Origin of the sequence: Achromobacter piechaudii NBRC 102461, from assembly GCF_001571245.1 — a bacterium.
GTDB classification, from domain to species: domain Bacteria; phylum Pseudomonadota; class Gammaproteobacteria; order Burkholderiales; family Burkholderiaceae_B; genus Achromobacter; species Achromobacter piechaudii.
Map to the genome: position 1 here is coordinate 355,766 of NZ_BCTK01000007.1, position 16,619 is coordinate 372,384.

A 16,619-nucleotide genomic window follows, 5' to 3' on the forward strand; every position below is an offset into this window, starting at 1 on the left:
CATGCCGAAGGGCTTTTTGCATTGGGCCGGCAATCCCCGATCAAGCGGGATACAGCGCGCCCAGGATCCGCGCGCCGCGTGCGCCTGTCACGGCCGGATGCCCGGCTGGCGTGCGCTGCACGAAGGCTTGCGCAAGCCATGCGAAGGCCAATGCCTCGACCTGCTGGGCGGGCACGCCCAATACATCAGTGGGCTGCACGGGGCGTTGCAGGCAGTACGCAAGCTCCCGCATCAGGCCGGGGTTGCGAGCGCCGCCTCCGCAGACGAAAACGTCTCGCGTGCCGGGCGCAGTCGCGTCGATCGCGTTGGCCACGGTGCGGGCGGTCAGACGTTGCAGCGTTGCCTGCACGTCCTGCGGTGCGGGCTTGGGGCCATCAAAGGCAGCCAGGCGATCGTCGAGCCATTGCAGGCTGAAGAGGTCGCGGCCGGTGGATTTGGGAGCGGGCAACGCGAACCAGGGCTCGCTCGCGATCAGTTGCTCCAGCAGCGGCGCCACCACCTTGCCCGTCGCGGCCCAGCGTCCGTCCGCGTCGTAGGGCTGCCCCAGATGCCGCTGGCACCACGCGTCCAGAAATACGTTGGCCGGGCCTGTATCGAATCCGCGCACGGGCAGGCCGGGCGCCAGCAGCGTGACATTGGCGATACCGCCCAGGTTCAGCACGGCGCGGCCGTGGTCGGGGCCGAAGATCGCGGCGTGAAAGGGCGGAACGAGCGGTGCGCCCTGGCCGCCGGCCGCCACGTCACGGCTGCGAAAATCCGCGACGACATCGATGCCGGTCAATTCCGCCAGCAGCGCAGGCGCATTCAATTGCAAGGTGTAGCCGCTGTCCGGGCGATGCCTGACGGTCTGGCCGTGCGCGCCGATCGCGATCACCTCGTCAGCGTCGATGCCGGCGTCTTTCAGCAAGGCGGATACCGCTTGCCCATACAAGCGGGCAAGCGCGTTCGCGGCGAGCGCAGCGCGCGCCAGTTCGTCGTTGCCGGACACGTTCAACGCCAGCAGTTCGCGTCGCAGATTTTCCGGCATCGGCAAGCTGGCGCTCGCCAGCACCTGCGGGGCCTGGGTTTGGGACAGGCGCACCAGTACGCCGTCCACGCCGTCGACGCTGGTGCCGGACATCAGGCCGATATAAAGCCCCTGGCCGGCGGGCGATGCGGTGGGAGTGGAAGTCACGGGCGCCTCGAAAAAAGAAAAAGGCGGCCGGCAGAGTTTGCGCGGGCCGCCTTGTCAGACGTTGCGAAGGCGAGCCGACTAGCGGCTGGCCACGTTGGTCAGTGCGTCGGGCAGCGTTTGCTGGAACTGCGTCAGCAACTGGATCTGTTGCTTGTACGGCGCCACGGCCTGGTTGAAGGCGCGGACCTCGGCGGGTTCCAGGGCGCGCGCAACGGGCAGGTCGACCGACAGCGGATCGATCGGCTGGTTGTCCACGCGGAACTCGTAGTGCAGGTGCGGGCCGGTAGCCCAGCCGGTGGAACCGACATAGCCCAGCAGTTGCCCTTGCGAGATCTTGGAGCCCTTGGTGATGCCTTCGGCAATACGGCTCTGGTGCGCATACAGCGTCGAGTATTTGCCGTGATGCTTCACGATGACCACGTTGCCATAACCGTTTTGCCAGCCGGAGAACTCGACCGTGCCATCCGCCGTGGAATGGATCGGCGTGCCCGAGGGGGCGGCGTAATCCACGCCCTTGTGACCCGTCCAGGTCTTGTGGATGGGGTGCATCCGCATGCCGAACGTGGAACTGATACGGCTGAACTTCAGCGCGGTGCGCAAGAACGCGCCGCGCAGGCTGGTGCCGTCGAAGTCGTAGTACGAACCGGACTTTTCATCCGGGCTGAACCAGACGGCGCTGTAGGTCTTGCCGCCGTTGATGAATTCCAGGGCCAGTACGCGGCCTGCGCCGGCATAGCGGCCGTCGTGCGAACGCACTTCGTACACCACGCGGAACTGGTCACCCTGGCGCAGGTCGCGCAGGAAGTCGATCTTGGCGCTGAGGATGTCGGCCATCTGCATGGTGACCGAGTCCGGAATGCCGGCGGTATCCGTGGCGCCAAAGAGCGACGACTTGATCGTGCCCACGGCGACGCGCGTCTGGCGCTCGGTGCTTTCGGTGACTTCCTCGGCCTTGTACGTGTCCCCGGCAGGGGCGACGTGCAACATGCGCGTGACGACCTGGCCGTCAGTTTCGTTGCCGGGCGTATGGATATAGCGCAACCAGATCAGGTTGCCCTGTTCGTCCGTGGCGGCCTGTACCGAGCGGCCCGGATACAGCTTGTAGATGCTGCGGGCGCTGGCGTCGTGCGTCAGGAACGTCTGCAGGTTGGGAGAGTCCAGCTCCAGTCGTTGCAGCACCGCGGCCAGCGTGTCGCCTGCACGGATGCGGGTTTCGCTGATGTACGGCGCGGCGCTCGGGGTGCTGACTTCGACTTGCTCGGCGGTCAGCGGCAGAACGCTCTGGATGATGCGGGACGGGGGGAGTTCAGTGCGGTCGGGTTGCTGCACCATGCCCAGGGCGGCGGCGCCAGCAAAAAGACCAATAGCGGTGACGAGAAGAGTGCGGCGGAAAAGTCCCGAGCGATGCGGCTTGGGCTCAACGGGCGCAAACAGGGCAGCAACTTTGCGCTTGATGCTACTCGCCAGTTCGTGGAGGCCACGATTCATCGTGAAGATACCCTCTCAGGTGGCATGAGCTCGCAGGGTGCGTGACACGAACGGCCCCCGCGCGCCACGAAATCCGGGGCAAGGGCTGGCGCGGGGCGCATCTTGTGAACAACGGGTGGTAGACCGAACCACAACTGCGTATACATAGCAGTTGCGTATGATTGGGCGGTATCCTAGCTGATTCGGCTAGAATTTTCGATAGTTTTCGTCACTTTTTACACCTTTTTGTCGGCTGAAGCCGCTTTGGTCCCCCTGCCATGTCTCCCTCTGAAGCCCCTATCACTCCCGAAGTCGAAGCTGATCTGCGTATAGCAAAGCGCGGCTGCGACGAACTGCTGGTTGAATCCGAATTCGCGCGCAAATTGGCCAAGAGCCGCGCCACTGGCGTGCCGCTGCGCATCAAATTGGGGCTGGACCCCACCGCGCCCGACATCCATCTGGGCCATACGGTGGTGTTGAACAAGATGCGCCAATTGCAGGACCTCGGCCACAACGTCATCTTCCTAATCGGGGATTTCACCTCGACCATCGGCGACCCCAGCGGCCGTAACAGCACCCGCCCGCCGCTGACGCGCGAGCAGATCGAGTCCAACGCCAAGACCTATTACGCGCAGGCCAGCCTGGTGCTGGATCCGGCACGCACCGAGATCCGCTACAACTCGGAATGGTGCGATCCGCTGGGTGCGCGCGGCATGATCCAGTTGGCGTCCCGCTATACGGTGGCCCGCATGATGGAGCGCGAGGATTTCACCAAGCGCTTCAAGGGCGGTATTCCGATTTCGGTGCACGAATTCCTGTATCCGCTGATGCAGGGTTATGACTCGGTGGCGCTGAAGTCCGATCTGGAGCTGGGGGGCACCGATCAGAAATTCAACCTGCTGGTCGGGCGCGAGCTGCAAAAGGAATATGGCCAGGAGCCCCAGTGCATTCTGACGATGCCGCTGCTGGTCGGTACGGACGGCGTCGAGAAAATGTCCAAGTCCAAGGGCAACTACATCGGTATTTCGGAGTCGCCCGACTCGATGTTCGGCAAGCTCATGTCCATTTCGGACACGCTGATGTGGCGTTACTTCGAGCTGCTGTCGTTCCGCTCGCTGGAAGACATCGCGGCCCTCAAGCAAGAGACGGATGGCGGCCGCAACCCCCGAGATGCGAAAGTCATGCTGGCTCAGGAGATCATCACGCGCTTTCATTCCGCCAAGGCGGCCGAGGAAGCGCTGGCGTCCTTCGAGGCCCGTTTCCGTGACGGCGCGATTCCCGAGGACATGCCGGAAGTGAATATCGGCGGCGCGCCGGTGGGTATCTTGAAGCTGCTGCGCGAAGCGGGGCTGGTGGCCTCCGGATCGGAAGCCCAGCGCAATGTCGAGCAGGGCGGTGTGCGGGTGAACGGCGATCGCGTCGAGGATAAATCGTTGCAATTGGCGGCGGGCACCTATGTGGTGCAAGTGGGCAAACGCAAATTCGCGCGTGTTAACTTGAACCCATGATTGCGAAGTTTTGATACGCTGAGGGTACGGACAAAGGCAGGTATGCCTTTGCGGCATTTCAAGGAGCACGACATGGAACTTTCGAGTTTGTCCTTTTCCGATCACGAGTCGATCCCTGAGCGTTATGCGTTCGGCAAGATCGACGCGCAATCGCACGTCGCGCTGGCAGACAACTACAACCCGCAGTTTTCCTGGGACGACGTGCCCGCGGGAACTCAGTCGTTCGCGTTGATCTGCCATGATCCAGACGTGCCGTCCCGTCCTGACGACGTCAATCAGGAAGGCCGCGAAGTGCCGGCCGACCTGCCGCGCGTCGATTTCTTCCATTGGGTGCTGGTCGATCTGGCGGCTGACATGCGAGAGATCGACGAAGGCGCTTTTTCCAACGGCATCACGCCGCGCGGAAAGGGCGGCCCGCTGGCCCCGATGGACGCCCGCCAGGGCATCAACTCGTATTCCTCGTGGTTTGCCAATGACCACGACATGAGCGGTGATTACTTCGGCTACGACGGCCCGTGCCCGCCCTGGAACGATTCGATCGTGCACCGCTATGTGTTCACCCTGTATGCGCTTGACGTCCACAGCCTGAACCTGAACGGGTCGTTCACTGGCGAAGACGCGCTGCGAGCCATGCAGAAACACGTATTGGCCCAGGCTTCGGTAACCGGCACCTATACGCTGAATCCTCGGCTGGCGCCCAAGCAGATCGGGGCGACCTCGGCGTCCTGACGAGTCGAGAGAAGCACCGGGCCGCGATCCGTCGCGGCCCTTTTTTTTGTTCCTGCCCCGACAAGCCGTCTTGTCGCCCGCATCGGTCGCAGTGCTTTGCATGAAACTTCTTCAAGTCGGCATGAGCGACTTTTCCGCTCACCCGCAGGCACCGTGGTTTTCGCGCCCCTCGGCTGAAATTTGCCCGGCTTGGACGCATTTCGGCGGCTTGCGAGGCTGGCTGCCGGGGTAAACTACGCAGATTCTTCGGGTTTACCCACCCGACACTGCTTTCTCCTCTCTTACCGCCTCAGGAATCCCCCGTCATGTTTGACCGCAACCTCACCTTGTCCAAGGCTGACCCGGACGTTTGGGCCGCCATCCAGAAGGAAGACGTTCGCCAAGAGCAGCACATCGAGCTGATCGCTTCCGAGAACTACGCCAGCCCGGCCGTCATGGAAGCCCAAGGCACGCAGCTCACGAACAAGTACGCCGAAGGCTACCCGGGCAAGCGTTACTACGGCGGTTGCGAGTACGTGGACGTGGTCGAGCAATTGGCCATTGATCGCCTGAAGCAGATTTTCGGCGCCGAAGCCGCCAACGTGCAGCCCAACTCGGGTTCGCAGGCCAACCAGGGCGTGTACATGGCCGTCCTGAAGCCGGGCGACACCGTGCTGGGCATGAGCCTGGCTGAAGGTGGCCACTTGACGCACGGCGCGTCGGTCAACGCTTCGGGCAAGCTGTACAACTTCATCTCGTATGGCCTGGACGAAAACGAAGTCCTGAACTACGAGCAGGTCGAGCAGCTGGCCAAGGAACACAAGCCCAAGCTGATCGTGGCGGGCGCGTCGGCCTATGCCCTGCATATCGACTTCGAACGCATGTCCCGCATCGCCCGCGAAAACGGCGCGCTGTTCATGGTGGACATCGCCCACTACGCGGGCCTGGTCGCCGGCGGCGCCTACCCCAACCCGGTTCCCCACGCCGACTTCGTCACCTCGACCACGCACAAGTCGCTGCGCGGCCCGCGCGGCGGCGTCATCATGATGAAGGCCGAGCACGAAAAGATCATCAATTCGGCCATCTTCCCGGGCATTCAAGGCGGCCCGCTGATGCACGTCATCGCCGGCAAGGCCGTGGCGTTCAAGGAAGCGCTGGAACCCGGCTTCAAGGATTACGCGCAGCAAGTGGTCAAGAACGCCAAGGTGCTGGCGGACACGCTGGTCAAGCGCGGCCTGCGCATTGTGTCGGGCCGTACCGAAAGCCACGTCATGCTGGTAGACCTGCGCGCCAAGGGCATCACGGGCAAGGAAGCTGAAGCCGTGCTGGGCCAGGCGCACATCACCGTCAACAAGAACGCCATCCCGAACGATCCGGAAAAGCCTTTCGTGACCAGCGGCATCCGTCTGGGCACCCCGGCCATGACGACGCGCGGCTTCACCGAAGCCGATGCCGAGCTCACGGCCAACCTGATCGCCGACGTGCTGGACAACCCGCGCGACGAAGCCAACATTGCCGCCGTGCGCGCACGGGTCAATGAACTGACTTCGCGCCTGCCGGTTTACGGCAAGCGTTAAGTCCGTCGCCCGGGCGCTTTGCGTCCGGGTTTCGACAAAAGGGACGGCCCCGCAAGGCGCCGTCCCTTTGCTTTCCGGGTTGCAGGCGCTATCCTCGATCCGTCTGGCATACATATTGGGGACAAGTTAGTCCATCTCGGCGCTTCCCCCCGGAGCGTCGTTACAATATGCTCAAATTTTGCCATCCGTGCCTATAGGGAACACACATGCGGTGTCCATTTTGCGGCCATGCCGAAACGCAGGTCGTCGACAGCCGGGTCTCGGAAGAAGGCGACGCCATACGCCGCCGGCGCCGCTGCCTGTCCTGTGACAAGCGATTCACCACGTATGAACGGGTGGAGCTGGCCATGCCCTCCATCGTGAAGCGCAACGGCAGCCGCAGCGACTACGATCCCGTCAAGTTGCGCGCCAGCCTGAGCCTGGCGCTGCGCAAGCGTCCCGTCAGCACCGAAGACGTGGACGCGGCAGTCGCTCGCATCGAAGAGCAGTTGCTGGCCAGCGGGCTGCGCGAAGTGCCGTCCGAGCACATCGGCGAGCTGGTCATGAATGAACTGCGCAAGCTGGACAAGGTGGCGTACGTGCGCTTTGCCTCGGTGTACAAAAGCTTCGAGGACATCGGCGAATTCGTCGAGGCCATCCGCGAGATGCAAGGACCGCTGCTGCCGGGCAAGCTGCGCAAGGAATAGCGCGGTGCATGAACAGCAGTGAATAACGGCGCTTCGGCGCCGTTATTGCATGGGCAGCGTGCGCGCCGCGCTTGGCGTATGCGGCTGGAATTTGCGCCAGACTCGCCGCATATGCTGGGCAGATCCAAACCCCGCTTTCTCGGCGATACGCTCCAGGTCCAGCCGCGTTTCGCGCAACAGGTCGCGCGCCAGCGCCACCCTGATCTGATACAGATAGTCCATCGGCGAGCAGCCGGCATGTTCGCGGAATAGTCGCGTCAAATGGCGAGGACTGGTATGCGCATGGTCCGCCAAGGATTGCGCGGACCAGGGTGCGGCGGGTTCCCGAATCACCGCGTCCTGCACACGGTGGACGGTCGGATGCATGTGGCTTCGATGTTCCAGCCACGGCGATAGGGCGGTATCGGAGCCCGCGCGGCGTTGGTAGACGACCATCTCGCGCGCGACCTCGCTGGCGACGCGCGGTCCGCAGTGCCGCGACACCATGTGCAGCGCCAGATCGATGCCCGCCGTAATACCCGCACTGCTGACAAGGTTGCCGTCTTCAATGAAGATGCGGTTGTCGTGCACCCGGGCGCTGGGGTCCAGCTCGGCCAACTGATCCAGGCACGAGTGGTGCGTCGTGCAATCGCGCTGACGCGTCAGGCCGGCGGAAGCCGCGAACAATGCGCCCGCGCATACCGTCATCAGGGTGAACCCATCTTCGGGTTGGCGCTCGGCCAGCCAACTGATGATGGCATGCGCATCGGGGTCGGTCAGGCGCGTGTGCTTGCCCACGACGCCCGAAATTATGACCAGCGCGTTGGACGGCAACGAGGTCGGCAGCGGTCGGATGCGGGCCAGATGCAGGCCGGGGATACCGCTCTCCACTTCTGCCGAGGGGCCACAAAAATGCTGCTCGAACGTTCCCGGGCAAAGCTTGTTGGCCACGCGAAAGGCCTCGGCGGGCCCGGCCAGGTCCAACAGGACGATGCCGCGCGGCAAGACGAAATACACCGGAATCATGTGGCCCCGCGCGTCTTTCAGCCGGCCAGCGCTTCGGCGGCCGGCACGATGCGGGCGAATCGGCCGTTCAGCACCAGCTCGGTGTGATCGCGGATTTCTGCCGGGGTGTAGTGCTTGCCTGACGGGCTTTGCATGGCGAAAGTCAGCGTGGCGTCGGTGGGAAACACCACCTTGAAGCCGGCGTCACTGGCGTGGCGGGATGTCGTTTCGCAGCATTGTTCGGTGCGGATGCCGCTGACGATAATGCCTTCGATGCCGTTTTCGCGCAGCCAATCGTGCAGCGAGGCGCCGTTGGCGTCCAGGGCATACAGCGACGAATGCACCGTTTTGTGGAAAACAGCGGTGGGGGAAATGCGCAGTTCGGAAAGCGTCCGGACGTGTCCCGACGCCAACGAGAAGGGGTTGGAGGCGTCGTCCGAGGGGCTCTTGTGAAATACCTGCAACACCGCGATGCCCTTGGCGCTGGCCGAATCGATCAGGGACTGGAGTTGCGTCAGGAATGCGGGATATTCGGATTCGTCCCAAAACGGACGATGCCGAAAAGACTCTTGGACGTCGATGACGATCAGTGCTTGCTTCATGGTCCGGGCTCCTGGCCTAGGGTTTTCGAGGAAGTAGCAGCATTCTCTGGTGAATTTCCCTGGCCGGCGAGCCATCCCCAGGCCACGTATCGGCCCAAAACGGACATGCAGGGGCAGAGGCGGAAAATCGCAGCTTACCCCTATTCCCAGCACCCCGGTGTGACCGGTGACGGTCTGCCGGACATACAATTCCGCCATGACGACCTCAAGCGAATCCGACGACATTTTCTGGATGCGGCGCGCCCTGGCGCTGGCTGAAAGCGTGCTCTACACCACCGCGCCCAATCCGCGCGTCGGCTGCGTCATCGTGCGCGATGGCCGCATGCTGGGCGAAGGCGCGACTCAGCCGCCCGGCGGTCCCCATGCCGAAATCCGCGCGCTGCGCGATGCCGAATCCCGCCAGGAAGCCGTTGAAGGCGCCACGCTGTACGTCACGCTTGAACCATGTAGCCACTTCGGTCGTACTCCACCCTGCGTGGATGCGGTGCTGGCTGCGCGGCCGGCGCGTGTGGTGGTCGCGATAGGCGACCCGAATCCGCTCGTCAATGGCCAGGGCCTGGCACGCCTGCGCGCTGCCGGAATTCAGGTGACGACGGGCGTGTGTGAACAGGAGGCGCTGGCGTTGAACGCGGGGTTTATCTCGCGCATGAGTCGGGGCCTGCCTTGGGTGTGGATGAAAATGGCGGCCTCGCTGGATGGCCGCAGCGCGCTGCATAACGGCATGTCGCAATGGATCACCGGCCCGGAAGCCCGCGCCGACGGTCATCATTGGCGCGCCCGCAGCTGCGTGGTGCTGACAGGCATGGGCACGATTCTGAAAGACGATCCTCTGCTGAACGTGCGGGGCGTGCAGACGCCGCGTCAACCGCGCAAAGCGGTCGTGGACGGGCTGTTCGCCATTCCCGAGGATGCGCGCCTGTTCGACGGCGCCCAGGTCATTGTGTTCACCGCTCGGGAAGATGCCGAGAAGTCCGCGCGCTTGGCGGAAAAGAACGCGCGGGTCGTGTACATGCCCGGCTCCGCGCCGGGTCGGGTGGATCTGGCCGCCATGATGCGCTGGTTCGCAGAAGCCGAGTTCAATGAAGTGCACGTCGAAGCCGGCGCCGGCTTGAGCGGCGCTTTGGTCGCTGCCGGATGCGTGGACGAATTGCTGTTGTATCTGGCGCCGGTGTTGCTCGGCGACGCGGCGGGCATGGTGCGCCTGCCGATGTTGGAACACCTGGATGCCGCGCGCCGCTATGAGTTCATCGACAGCACGTTGGTGGGGGCGGACGTGCGCCTGCGCGCGCGCGTGCAGGGCACCTGGAACGAGCTTCTGCGGCGCGTTGCGCTGCCGGTGTTGAGCTGACGCGGCCACATTCAAACGCGGCTTCACGCCCTTCAAACAAGGTGTTAGCACTCGTGGGTAGCGGCTGCTAATCGCTGGCGGAAGGTCGCATCGACGATGTTCTGCGTCGCGTTCGGCACGGCAATTGCGGCGAATTTTGCGAGCATTCACACGCAATGTTTGCCTGCTGAAAACCCGCATTACGATTTTGTTCATATCGCCAAATGAATTGCCACAAAACCGTCAATTGGCTTTAGCATAGGCACATGACTTGGCGCTCGGTGCAGACGGCCATCACCGCACAGCATCACACGCCCTCGTCACCACGGATTCCCGTGCCGCGATATCGGCGCTATTTCACAACCGAACCGGCACGCTGCTGAACGAAGCGCAACGCGCTCTTCAGACCGTCCGCTGCCATCGCATGGCGGGCGCATCGAGCTTCCGCTCGAATCATAAGAATCCACCGGGATATCGCTCATCCCTTCAAATCATTGCCGACCATTTCATGTGCGGTCGCATCACGCGTGGTTGCCATAGCAATATGCTGAAGGCGAGCGAGTTAACTTATTCACGTAAGTTGCATTCCCTGACGGAACTTGTGTCAGGCGCATGCAGCCTAAATGGAAAGGGTCCGATCGTGCTTCATGGTTGATGTGTGGCGAAAGCAACATAACAACCCGCCGAAAACGCCAAACGCGAGATTGACTGGCAATGCGTAGGCGCTGAGGCACAATGGGGTCACGTAGGCGTAGTGAATTTTTCGCGTGTTGTAGGAGGTTTCCGTGCAAAACATCGTCGAAGGCTTCAAGTCGCAGTATGCAAGAGAGCAGGAGTCAGAGCTTTCTCTCGAGGAGTATCTGAACCTCGCCAAACGTGATCCCATGGCGTATGCCAGCCCCGCTGAGCGAATGCTGGCGGCGATCGGCGAACCCGAAATCGTGGATACGCGCAACGACCCACGTCTTTCCCGTTTGTTTTCCAACCGGACCATCCGGCGCTATCCGGCGTTTCAGGAGTTCTACGGCATGGAGGACGTGATCGGTCAGATCGTCGCGTTCTTCAAACATGCCGCGCAAGGGCTGGAAGAGCGCAAGCAAATTCTCTATCTGCTGGGCCCTGTCGGTGGCGGTAAGTCGTCCATCGCCGAGCGGCTCAAAGCGCTGATGGAAAGCTATCCGATCTATGCCCTCAAGGGATCTCCCGTCAACGAGTCACCGCTGGGCCTGTTCCATCCGGAACGTTTCGGCGACACGCTTGAAAAGGAATATGGCATTCCGCGCCGCTACCTGACTGGCATCATGTCGCCGTGGGCGGTCAAGCGCTTGAAGGAGTTCGACGGCGATATCTCGCAATTCCGCGTGGTGCGCCTGAACCCCTCGGTGTTGCGCCAGATCGCCATCGCCAAGACTGAACCGGGCGATGAAAACAATCAGGACATTTCCTCGCTGGTCGGTAAGGTCGACATCCGCAAGCTGGATCGACACTCGCAAGACGACCCGGATGCCTACAGCTATTCCGGCGGCTTGTGCCTGGCGAACCAGGGGCTTCTTGAGTTCGTGGAAATGTTCAAGGCCCCGATCAAGATGCTGCACCCCTTGCTGACTGCCACGCAGGAAGGCAACTTCAAGGGTACCGAAGGCTTCTCCGCGATTCCGTTCAACGGCACGATCCTGGCGCACTCGAACGAATCCGAATGGCAGACCTTCCGCAACAACAAGCACAACGAAGCCTTCCTGGATCGTATCTATATCGTCAAGGTGCCGTACTGCTTGCAGGTGTCCGAAGAAGTTCGCATCTACGAAAAGCTCCTGCATCACAGTTCGCTGTCGGCCGCCCCGTGCGCGCCGGGAACGCTGGACATGATGGCGCAATTCTCGGTGCTGACTCGGCTGAAAGAACCGGAAAACTCCAGCATCTATTCCAAGCTGCGCGTCTACGACGGTGAAAGCCTTAAAGATGTGGACCCGAAGGCCAAGGCCTTGCAGGAATACAAGGACTACGCCGGCACGGACGAAGGCATGAACGGGGTGTCCACGCGTTTTGCGTACAAGATCCTGTCCAGCGTCTTCAACTACGACCAGACCGAAGTGGCCGCCAATCCGGTTCATCTGATGTATGTGCTTGAGCAGCGCATCGGCCGCGAAGACTACCCCGAAGAGATCCGCCGTCGCTATCTGGAATTCATCAAGGGTTTCCTGGCGCCGCGTTATGCGGAGTTCATCGGTAAGGAAATTCAGACCGCCTACCTGGAGTCATATTCGGAATACGGCCAGAACATCTTTGACCGTTACGTCACGTTTGCCGACTGCTGGATTCAGGACGAAGAATTCCGCGATCCTGAAACGGGCGAAAGCTTCGATCGCAGCGCGTTGAACGACGAGCTGGAAAAGATTGAGAAGCCGGCAGGTATTGCGAACCCGAAGGACTTCCGCAACGAGATCGTGAACTTCGTGCTGCGGGCGCGCGCCAATAACAATGGCCGCAACCCGACCTGGACCAGCTATGAAAAGCTGCGCGAAGTGATCGAGAAGAAGATGTTCTCGAACACGGAAGATCTGCTGCCGGTGATTTCGTTCAACGCCAAGGCGTCTGCCGAGGACAAGTCGAAACACCAGAGCTTCGTGGATCGCATGGTGGAAAAGGGCTACACGGAAAAGCAGGTCAGGCTGCTGTGCGAGTGGTACCTCCGAGTGAGGAAGTCTTCCTGAGCGAGGTGAATCATGAATTCACTGATCGATCGCCGTCTTAACGGGCGCAATAAAAGCGCCGTCAACCGCGAGCGTTTTTTGCGGCGCTACAAGGACCAGATCCGCAAGGCGGTTCACGGGATGATTCGTGACCGCTCCATTCAGGATATGGATCAAGGCGGAGAGATCAATCTGCCCGCCCGCGATATTTCCGAGCCGACATTCCGGCACGGATCGGGCGGTGACCGCGAGATGGTTCACCCTGGCAATCGTGAGTTCGCCAAGGGTGACACCATCGACCGGCCGCAGGGAGGCCAGGGCGAAGGCGGTTCCGAGCCAGGCGAAGGAGAATCGGTTGACCAATTCACCTTCAGCTTGTCTCGGGCCGAGTTCCTGAATCTGTTCTTCGAAGACCTGGAGCTGCCGCATCTGGCGCGCAATCAACTTGGCGAAGTCAGCCAGAAGAAATGGCAGCGCGCGGGCTACACCACGACCGGCTCGCCCAGCATGTTGAGCATCAGCCGCACCTTGAAGTCGTCGTTGGCGCGTCGCGTCGCGCTGAACGTCAAGGCGCGCGCCGACCTCGAAGATGCCGAAAAGGCGCTGGCCGAGGCTCGTGCGGCGGGTGCGTCCGCCGCCACGATCCAAACGCTGGAGCAGGACGTCGAAGACTGCCGCGAGCGGCTCGCGCGTGTGCCGTTCCTGGACGATCTGGACTTGCGCTATCGCAATCGCGTGTCCGTCGCCATTCCGATGGCGCGTGCGGTCATGTTCTGCCTGATGGACGTGTCCGGATCCATGGACGAAGGCAAGAAGGACCTGGCCAAGCGTTTCTTCACGCTGCTGTACCTGTTCCTGTCGCGTAAATACGAACACGTGGACCTGGTCTTCATCCGCCACACCGACAACGCCGAGGAAGTCGACGAACAAACCTTTTTCTACGATCCCAAGAGTGGCGGCACGATCGTGTTGTCCGCGCTGGAGCTGATGCGCGAGATTCTTGAAAAGCGCTATCCGCCGTCGGCGTGGAACGTGTACGCGGCTCAGGCCAGTGACGGCGATTCGTTTGGCGCCGATGCTGGCAAGAGCGCGCGTTTCCTGGCGGAGCATCTGCTGCCGTCGACACGGTATTTCGCCTACATCGAAATCCCCGACTCGCAGGAGGCACGCAAGAGCAGCCTGTGGGCCGAATATGAACAGAAGCTGGAGCCGCATTTCGTCATGCGGCGCATTTGTGATCGCGGCGAGATCTTCCCCGTGTTCCATGACCTGTTCAAGAAGGAAACCGCATGAATGCCATCGTGGGTGCTCTCGTAGAGCCGGAATCGGCCGGCGGGGCTCGGCCGATTTCCCAGGGCTCCGAATGGACGTTCGAACTGATCCAATCCTATGACGATGCGATCTCCAAGATCGCGGCGGAATTCGGGCTGGACACGTACCCGAACCAGATCGAGGTAATCACCTCGGAACAGATGCTCGACGCCTATGCGTCTGCCGGTCTGCCGATCGGCTATCCGCACTGGTCGTACGGCAAGGAATTCATCCGCAACGAGCAATACTATCGGCGCGGCATGCAGGGCCTGGCCTACGAGATCGTCATCAACTCCAACCCCTGCATTGCTTATCTCATGGAAGAAAACTCCATGACGATGCAGGCCCTGGTGATTGCGCATGCCTGCTATGGCCACAACTCGTTTTTCAAGGGCAACTACCTGTTCCGCCAGTGGACCGACGCGGATGGCGTGCTGGACTACCTGGTGTTCGCGCGCAAGTATGTGATGTCCTGCGAAGACCGCTTCGGTATCGACGCGGTGGAAGCGCTGCTGGATTCTTGCCATGCGCTGTCGCATCACGGGGTAGACCGCTACAAGCGGCCAACGCCCATGTCGTTCAAGGAAGAGGCGGCGCGCCAGGCCGAGCGCAAGGAACACGCGCGTCTGCAATACAACGACTTGTGGCGCACCTTGCCGCGCCTGGAATCGGACAAGGACGCACGGGTCGATACGGCCGTATTTCCGCCGGAACCCGAAGAGAATCTGCTGTACTTCATCGAAAAGTATTCGCCCAAGCTGGCGCCGTGGCAGAAAGAGCTGGTGCGCATCGTGCGCAAGATCGCCCAGTACTTTTATCCGCAGACGCAAACCAAGGTGATGAACGAAGGCTGGGCGACCTTCTGGCACTACACGATCCTGAATCGGCTGCACGAAAAAGGACTGGTGAACGACGGCTTCATGATGGAGTTCCTGCAAAGCCATACCAATGTGGTCAGCCAGCGTGGCTTTGACGAGCGCGGCTACGGGGGCATCAATCCGTACGCGCTGGGCTTTGCCATGATGTCGGACATACGCCGCATCTGCGAGGCGCCCACGCCTGAAGACCGCCGCTGGTTTCCGGACATCGCGGGCGGCGATTGGCTCAAGACGCTGGACTTCGCCATGCGCAACTTCAAGGACGAGTCGTTCATCTCGCAGTACTTGTCGCCCCGCCTGATCCGCGAATTCCGCTTTTTCGCAATTTCCGATCATCAGGCCAACCCGAAGCTTGAGGTTGCCGCCATCCACAATGACGAGGGCTACCGAGACATTCGCCGCCTGCTTGCCGCGCAGCACAATCGCGACAACCAGGTGCCGGATATCCAGGTCGTGCGGTTCAACCGCGACTCTGACCGCTCACTGGTCTTGCGCCACCTGAAAAGCCGTGGCCGCCCCTTAGCCGGCGACGACGCCGAACAGGTCATGAAGCATCTGGCGCGCTTGTGGGGCTTCAAAGTCCGATTGGAAGAAACCGAACCCGACGGCACGATCAGCTCCTATCGTGAACAGGAGCCGCCGGCGTCGCACTGAGGCGCGCGGCATAAGGCAACACGAGGCGGGGTTTGTCCCCGCTTTTCGTGCGCTTGCTGCGTCACCCCGAAACCTGCTAGAATCGCGGATTCGCAATTTTCGTAGCAGCAATTTTTACGAAAATGCCGATTAGGACAGGTGGCCGAGCGGTTGAAGGCGCACGCCTGGAAAGCGTGTATACGTCAAAAGCGTATCGGGGGTTCGAATCCCCCTCTGTCCGCCAAGAATTCCTAGGGCGGCGTTGCAAAGAAAAGCGCAACACACAAGCCGCATGAAAAAGCATCGCAGAAAGGCCCTCGACTTCATTGAAGCCGAGGGCCTTTTGCTTTGATGCGTGCCGTGCGAGGGGTATCCGACGGGACGCCCCGTTCGGCAGAGGCGGTCTTACAAGTATCGCAGCGTGAACGTCACCGAGCCGTCTATTACGATTGCTTCTTGCGAAGGCAATACGGCGGGTCGGTTCAATAGTGGCTTGATGCCCAGGCTGAGGGACGCCGTCGTGATGGGCACAACTGCCTCCGTTGTACCGAAGGAGTATTCCTCGATCGGGTTAAGGTTGATGGTCTCTTGTGCGGAATGGATGGGCCATTTTGAAGCGCTGCCGATGGGGCGGGCGATGACATAGCTGGTTGCCAATGTGGGCGCCTTGCCGTCGATCTCTGAGGCGTGGGGGCGGATCAGCAACACCAGCGCGCCAATCTTGGTGCCTTGGACGGTGCCCAGGCCCCACGCGTGGCGGGTGCCATTGCCAGGGTGCTGATACGGCCACTTCATGCCAGCCGCGGTCGCTTCCTGTTGCGTGATAGCGGTTCCGGGCCGATTTTCTTGAAGCGTGAAGGATACGCGGGTGGGACCCCCGCAGCTGATCTTCATGTTGGGCTGGAGCTCGTCGAGGAGCTTGCCGTCAACATCCAGCGTGTTGAACGGGATGTCGCCGTAATCGACAGGGCCGACCTGATCCAACCCGATATTGCATGCGGGCGGAATCAGTTGGCCCTTGATCGACAAGTTAGCCTTGCCGTCGGCGGCGTGCGCAAGAGTTGCCGTGGACAA

13 protein-coding genes and 1 tRNA gene are annotated in these 16,619 nt (G+C 61.6%); 9 read left to right on the forward strand and 5 right to left on the reverse strand.

Going from position 1 to position 16,619, the window contains the following annotated elements; all coding sequences use genetic code 11:
- Positions 1–40 precede the first annotated feature (40 nt).
- Positions 41–1,174: an anhydro-N-acetylmuramic acid kinase gene (locus API01S_RS19380; RefSeq protein ID WP_050730961.1), complete on the reverse strand. Its 1,134-nt coding sequence runs from the start codon at positions 1,172–1,174 to the stop codon at positions 41–43.
- 78 nt (positions 1,175–1,252) lie between these two features.
- Positions 1,253–2,662, reverse strand: coding sequence for a M23 family metallopeptidase (locus API01S_RS19385; RefSeq protein WP_006217316.1), 1,410 nt, complete (start codon positions 2,660–2,662; stop codon positions 1,253–1,255).
- 257 nt (positions 2,663–2,919) lie between these two features.
- On the opposite strand from API01S_RS19385, the gene tyrS reads away from it, so the two are divergent.
- The 4 genes from tyrS (at position 2,920) to nrdR (ending at position 7,120) form a co-directional block, all read left to right on the forward strand.
- Positions 2,920–4,149 carry a tyrosine--tRNA ligase gene (tyrS, locus tag API01S_RS19390; protein ID WP_006217317.1) on the forward strand — a complete coding sequence of 410 codons (1,230 nt, stop codon included), beginning with the start codon at positions 2,920–2,922 and terminating at the stop codon, positions 4,147–4,149.
- A gap of 72 nt (positions 4,150–4,221) precedes the next feature.
- Positions 4,222–4,878, forward strand: coding sequence for a YbhB/YbcL family Raf kinase inhibitor-like protein (locus API01S_RS19395; protein ID WP_050731007.1), 657 nt, complete (start codon positions 4,222–4,224; stop codon positions 4,876–4,878).
- Between the two features lie 305 nt (positions 4,879–5,183).
- A complete protein-coding gene (gene glyA / locus API01S_RS19400; RefSeq protein WP_050730963.1) occupies positions 5,184–6,434 on the forward strand; it encodes a serine hydroxymethyltransferase in 1,251 nt (416 codons plus the stop codon).
- A gap of 206 nt (positions 6,435–6,640) precedes the next feature.
- Complete coding sequence (gene nrdR, locus API01S_RS19405) at positions 6,641–7,120, forward strand: transcriptional regulator NrdR (protein WP_006217321.1); 480 nt, start codon at positions 6,641–6,643, stop codon at positions 7,118–7,120.
- Between the two features lie 42 nt (positions 7,121–7,162).
- On the opposite strand, the gene API01S_RS19410 is transcribed toward nrdR, so the two are convergent.
- Positions 7,163–8,125: a GlxA family transcriptional regulator gene (locus API01S_RS19410; protein WP_050730964.1), complete on the reverse strand. Its 963-nt coding sequence runs from the start codon at positions 8,123–8,125 to the stop codon at positions 7,163–7,165.
- A 17-nt stretch (positions 8,126–8,142) separates the two neighbouring features.
- Complete coding sequence (locus tag API01S_RS19415; protein ID WP_050730965.1) at positions 8,143–8,706, reverse strand: cysteine hydrolase family protein; 564 nt, start codon at positions 8,704–8,706, stop codon at positions 8,143–8,145.
- 196 nt (positions 8,707–8,902) lie between these two features.
- Here API01S_RS19415 and ribD point away from each other — a divergent pair, with 196 nt between their 5' ends.
- The 5 genes from ribD to API01S_RS19440 all read left to right on the forward strand — a co-directional run bounded on the left by ribD (position 8,903) and on the right by API01S_RS19440 (position 15,789).
- Positions 8,903–10,054: a bifunctional diaminohydroxyphosphoribosylaminopyrimidine deaminase/5-amino-6-(5-phosphoribosylamino)uracil reductase RibD gene (gene ribD / locus API01S_RS19420; RefSeq protein ID WP_050730966.1), complete on the forward strand. Its 1,152-nt coding sequence runs from the start codon at positions 8,903–8,905 to the stop codon at positions 10,052–10,054.
- Between the two features lie 773 nt (positions 10,055–10,827).
- On the forward strand, positions 10,828–12,744 hold the full coding sequence (locus tag API01S_RS19425; protein ID WP_409360612.1) for a PrkA family serine protein kinase: 1,917 nt from the start codon (positions 10,828–10,830) through the stop codon (positions 12,742–12,744).
- A gap of 12 nt (positions 12,745–12,756) precedes the next feature.
- A complete protein-coding gene (locus API01S_RS19430) occupies positions 12,757–14,016 on the forward strand; it encodes a YeaH/YhbH family protein (protein ID WP_050730967.1) in 1,260 nt (419 codons plus the stop codon).
- Complete coding sequence (locus tag API01S_RS19435) at positions 14,013–15,566, forward strand: SpoVR family protein (protein WP_061305819.1); 1,554 nt, start codon at positions 14,013–14,015, stop codon at positions 15,564–15,566. The genes API01S_RS19430 and API01S_RS19435 overlap by 4 nt, the downstream gene beginning before the upstream one ends.
- Positions 15,567–15,698: 132 nt before the next feature.
- Positions 15,699–15,789, forward strand: a tRNA-Ser gene (locus tag API01S_RS19440).
- A 161-nt stretch (positions 15,790–15,950) separates the two neighbouring features.
- Here API01S_RS19440 and API01S_RS19445 read toward each other — a convergent pair.
- Positions 15,951–16,619 carry a DUF1120 domain-containing protein gene (locus API01S_RS19445; RefSeq protein ID WP_167351722.1) on the reverse strand — a complete coding sequence of 223 codons (669 nt, stop codon included), beginning with the start codon at positions 16,617–16,619 and terminating at the stop codon, positions 15,951–15,953.

Excerpts from the sequence above, each read along its gene's own strand:
- API01S_RS19435 (WP_061305819.1), top strand. The coding sequence starts at position 14,013 with ATGAATGCCATCGTGGGTGCTCTCGTAGAGCCGGAATCGGCCGGCGGG.
- API01S_RS19430 (WP_050730967.1), top strand. The coding sequence starts at position 12,757 with ATGAATTCACTGATCGATCGCCGTCTTAACGGGCGCAATAAAAGCGCC.
- API01S_RS19385 (WP_006217316.1), bottom strand. The coding sequence starts at position 2,662 with ATGAATCGTGGCCTCCACGAACTGGCGAGTAGCATCAAGCGCAAAGTT.
- glyA (WP_050730963.1), top strand. The coding sequence starts at position 5,184 with ATGTTTGACCGCAACCTCACCTTGTCCAAGGCTGACCCGGACGTTTGG.
- API01S_RS19415 (WP_050730965.1), bottom strand. The coding sequence starts at position 8,706 with ATGAAGCAAGCACTGATCGTCATCGACGTCCAAGAGTCTTTTCGGCAT.
- API01S_RS19395 (WP_050731007.1), top strand. The coding sequence starts at position 4,222 with ATGGAACTTTCGAGTTTGTCCTTTTCCGATCACGAGTCGATCCCTGAG.
- nrdR (WP_006217321.1), top strand. The coding sequence starts at position 6,641 with ATGCGGTGTCCATTTTGCGGCCATGCCGAAACGCAGGTCGTCGACAGC.
- tyrS (WP_006217317.1), top strand. The coding sequence starts at position 2,920 with ATGTCTCCCTCTGAAGCCCCTATCACTCCCGAAGTCGAAGCTGATCTG.
- ribD (WP_050730966.1), top strand. The coding sequence starts at position 8,903 with ATGACGACCTCAAGCGAATCCGACGACATTTTCTGGATGCGGCGCGCC.
- API01S_RS19410 (WP_050730964.1), bottom strand. The coding sequence starts at position 8,125 with ATGATTCCGGTGTATTTCGTCTTGCCGCGCGGCATCGTCCTGTTGGAC.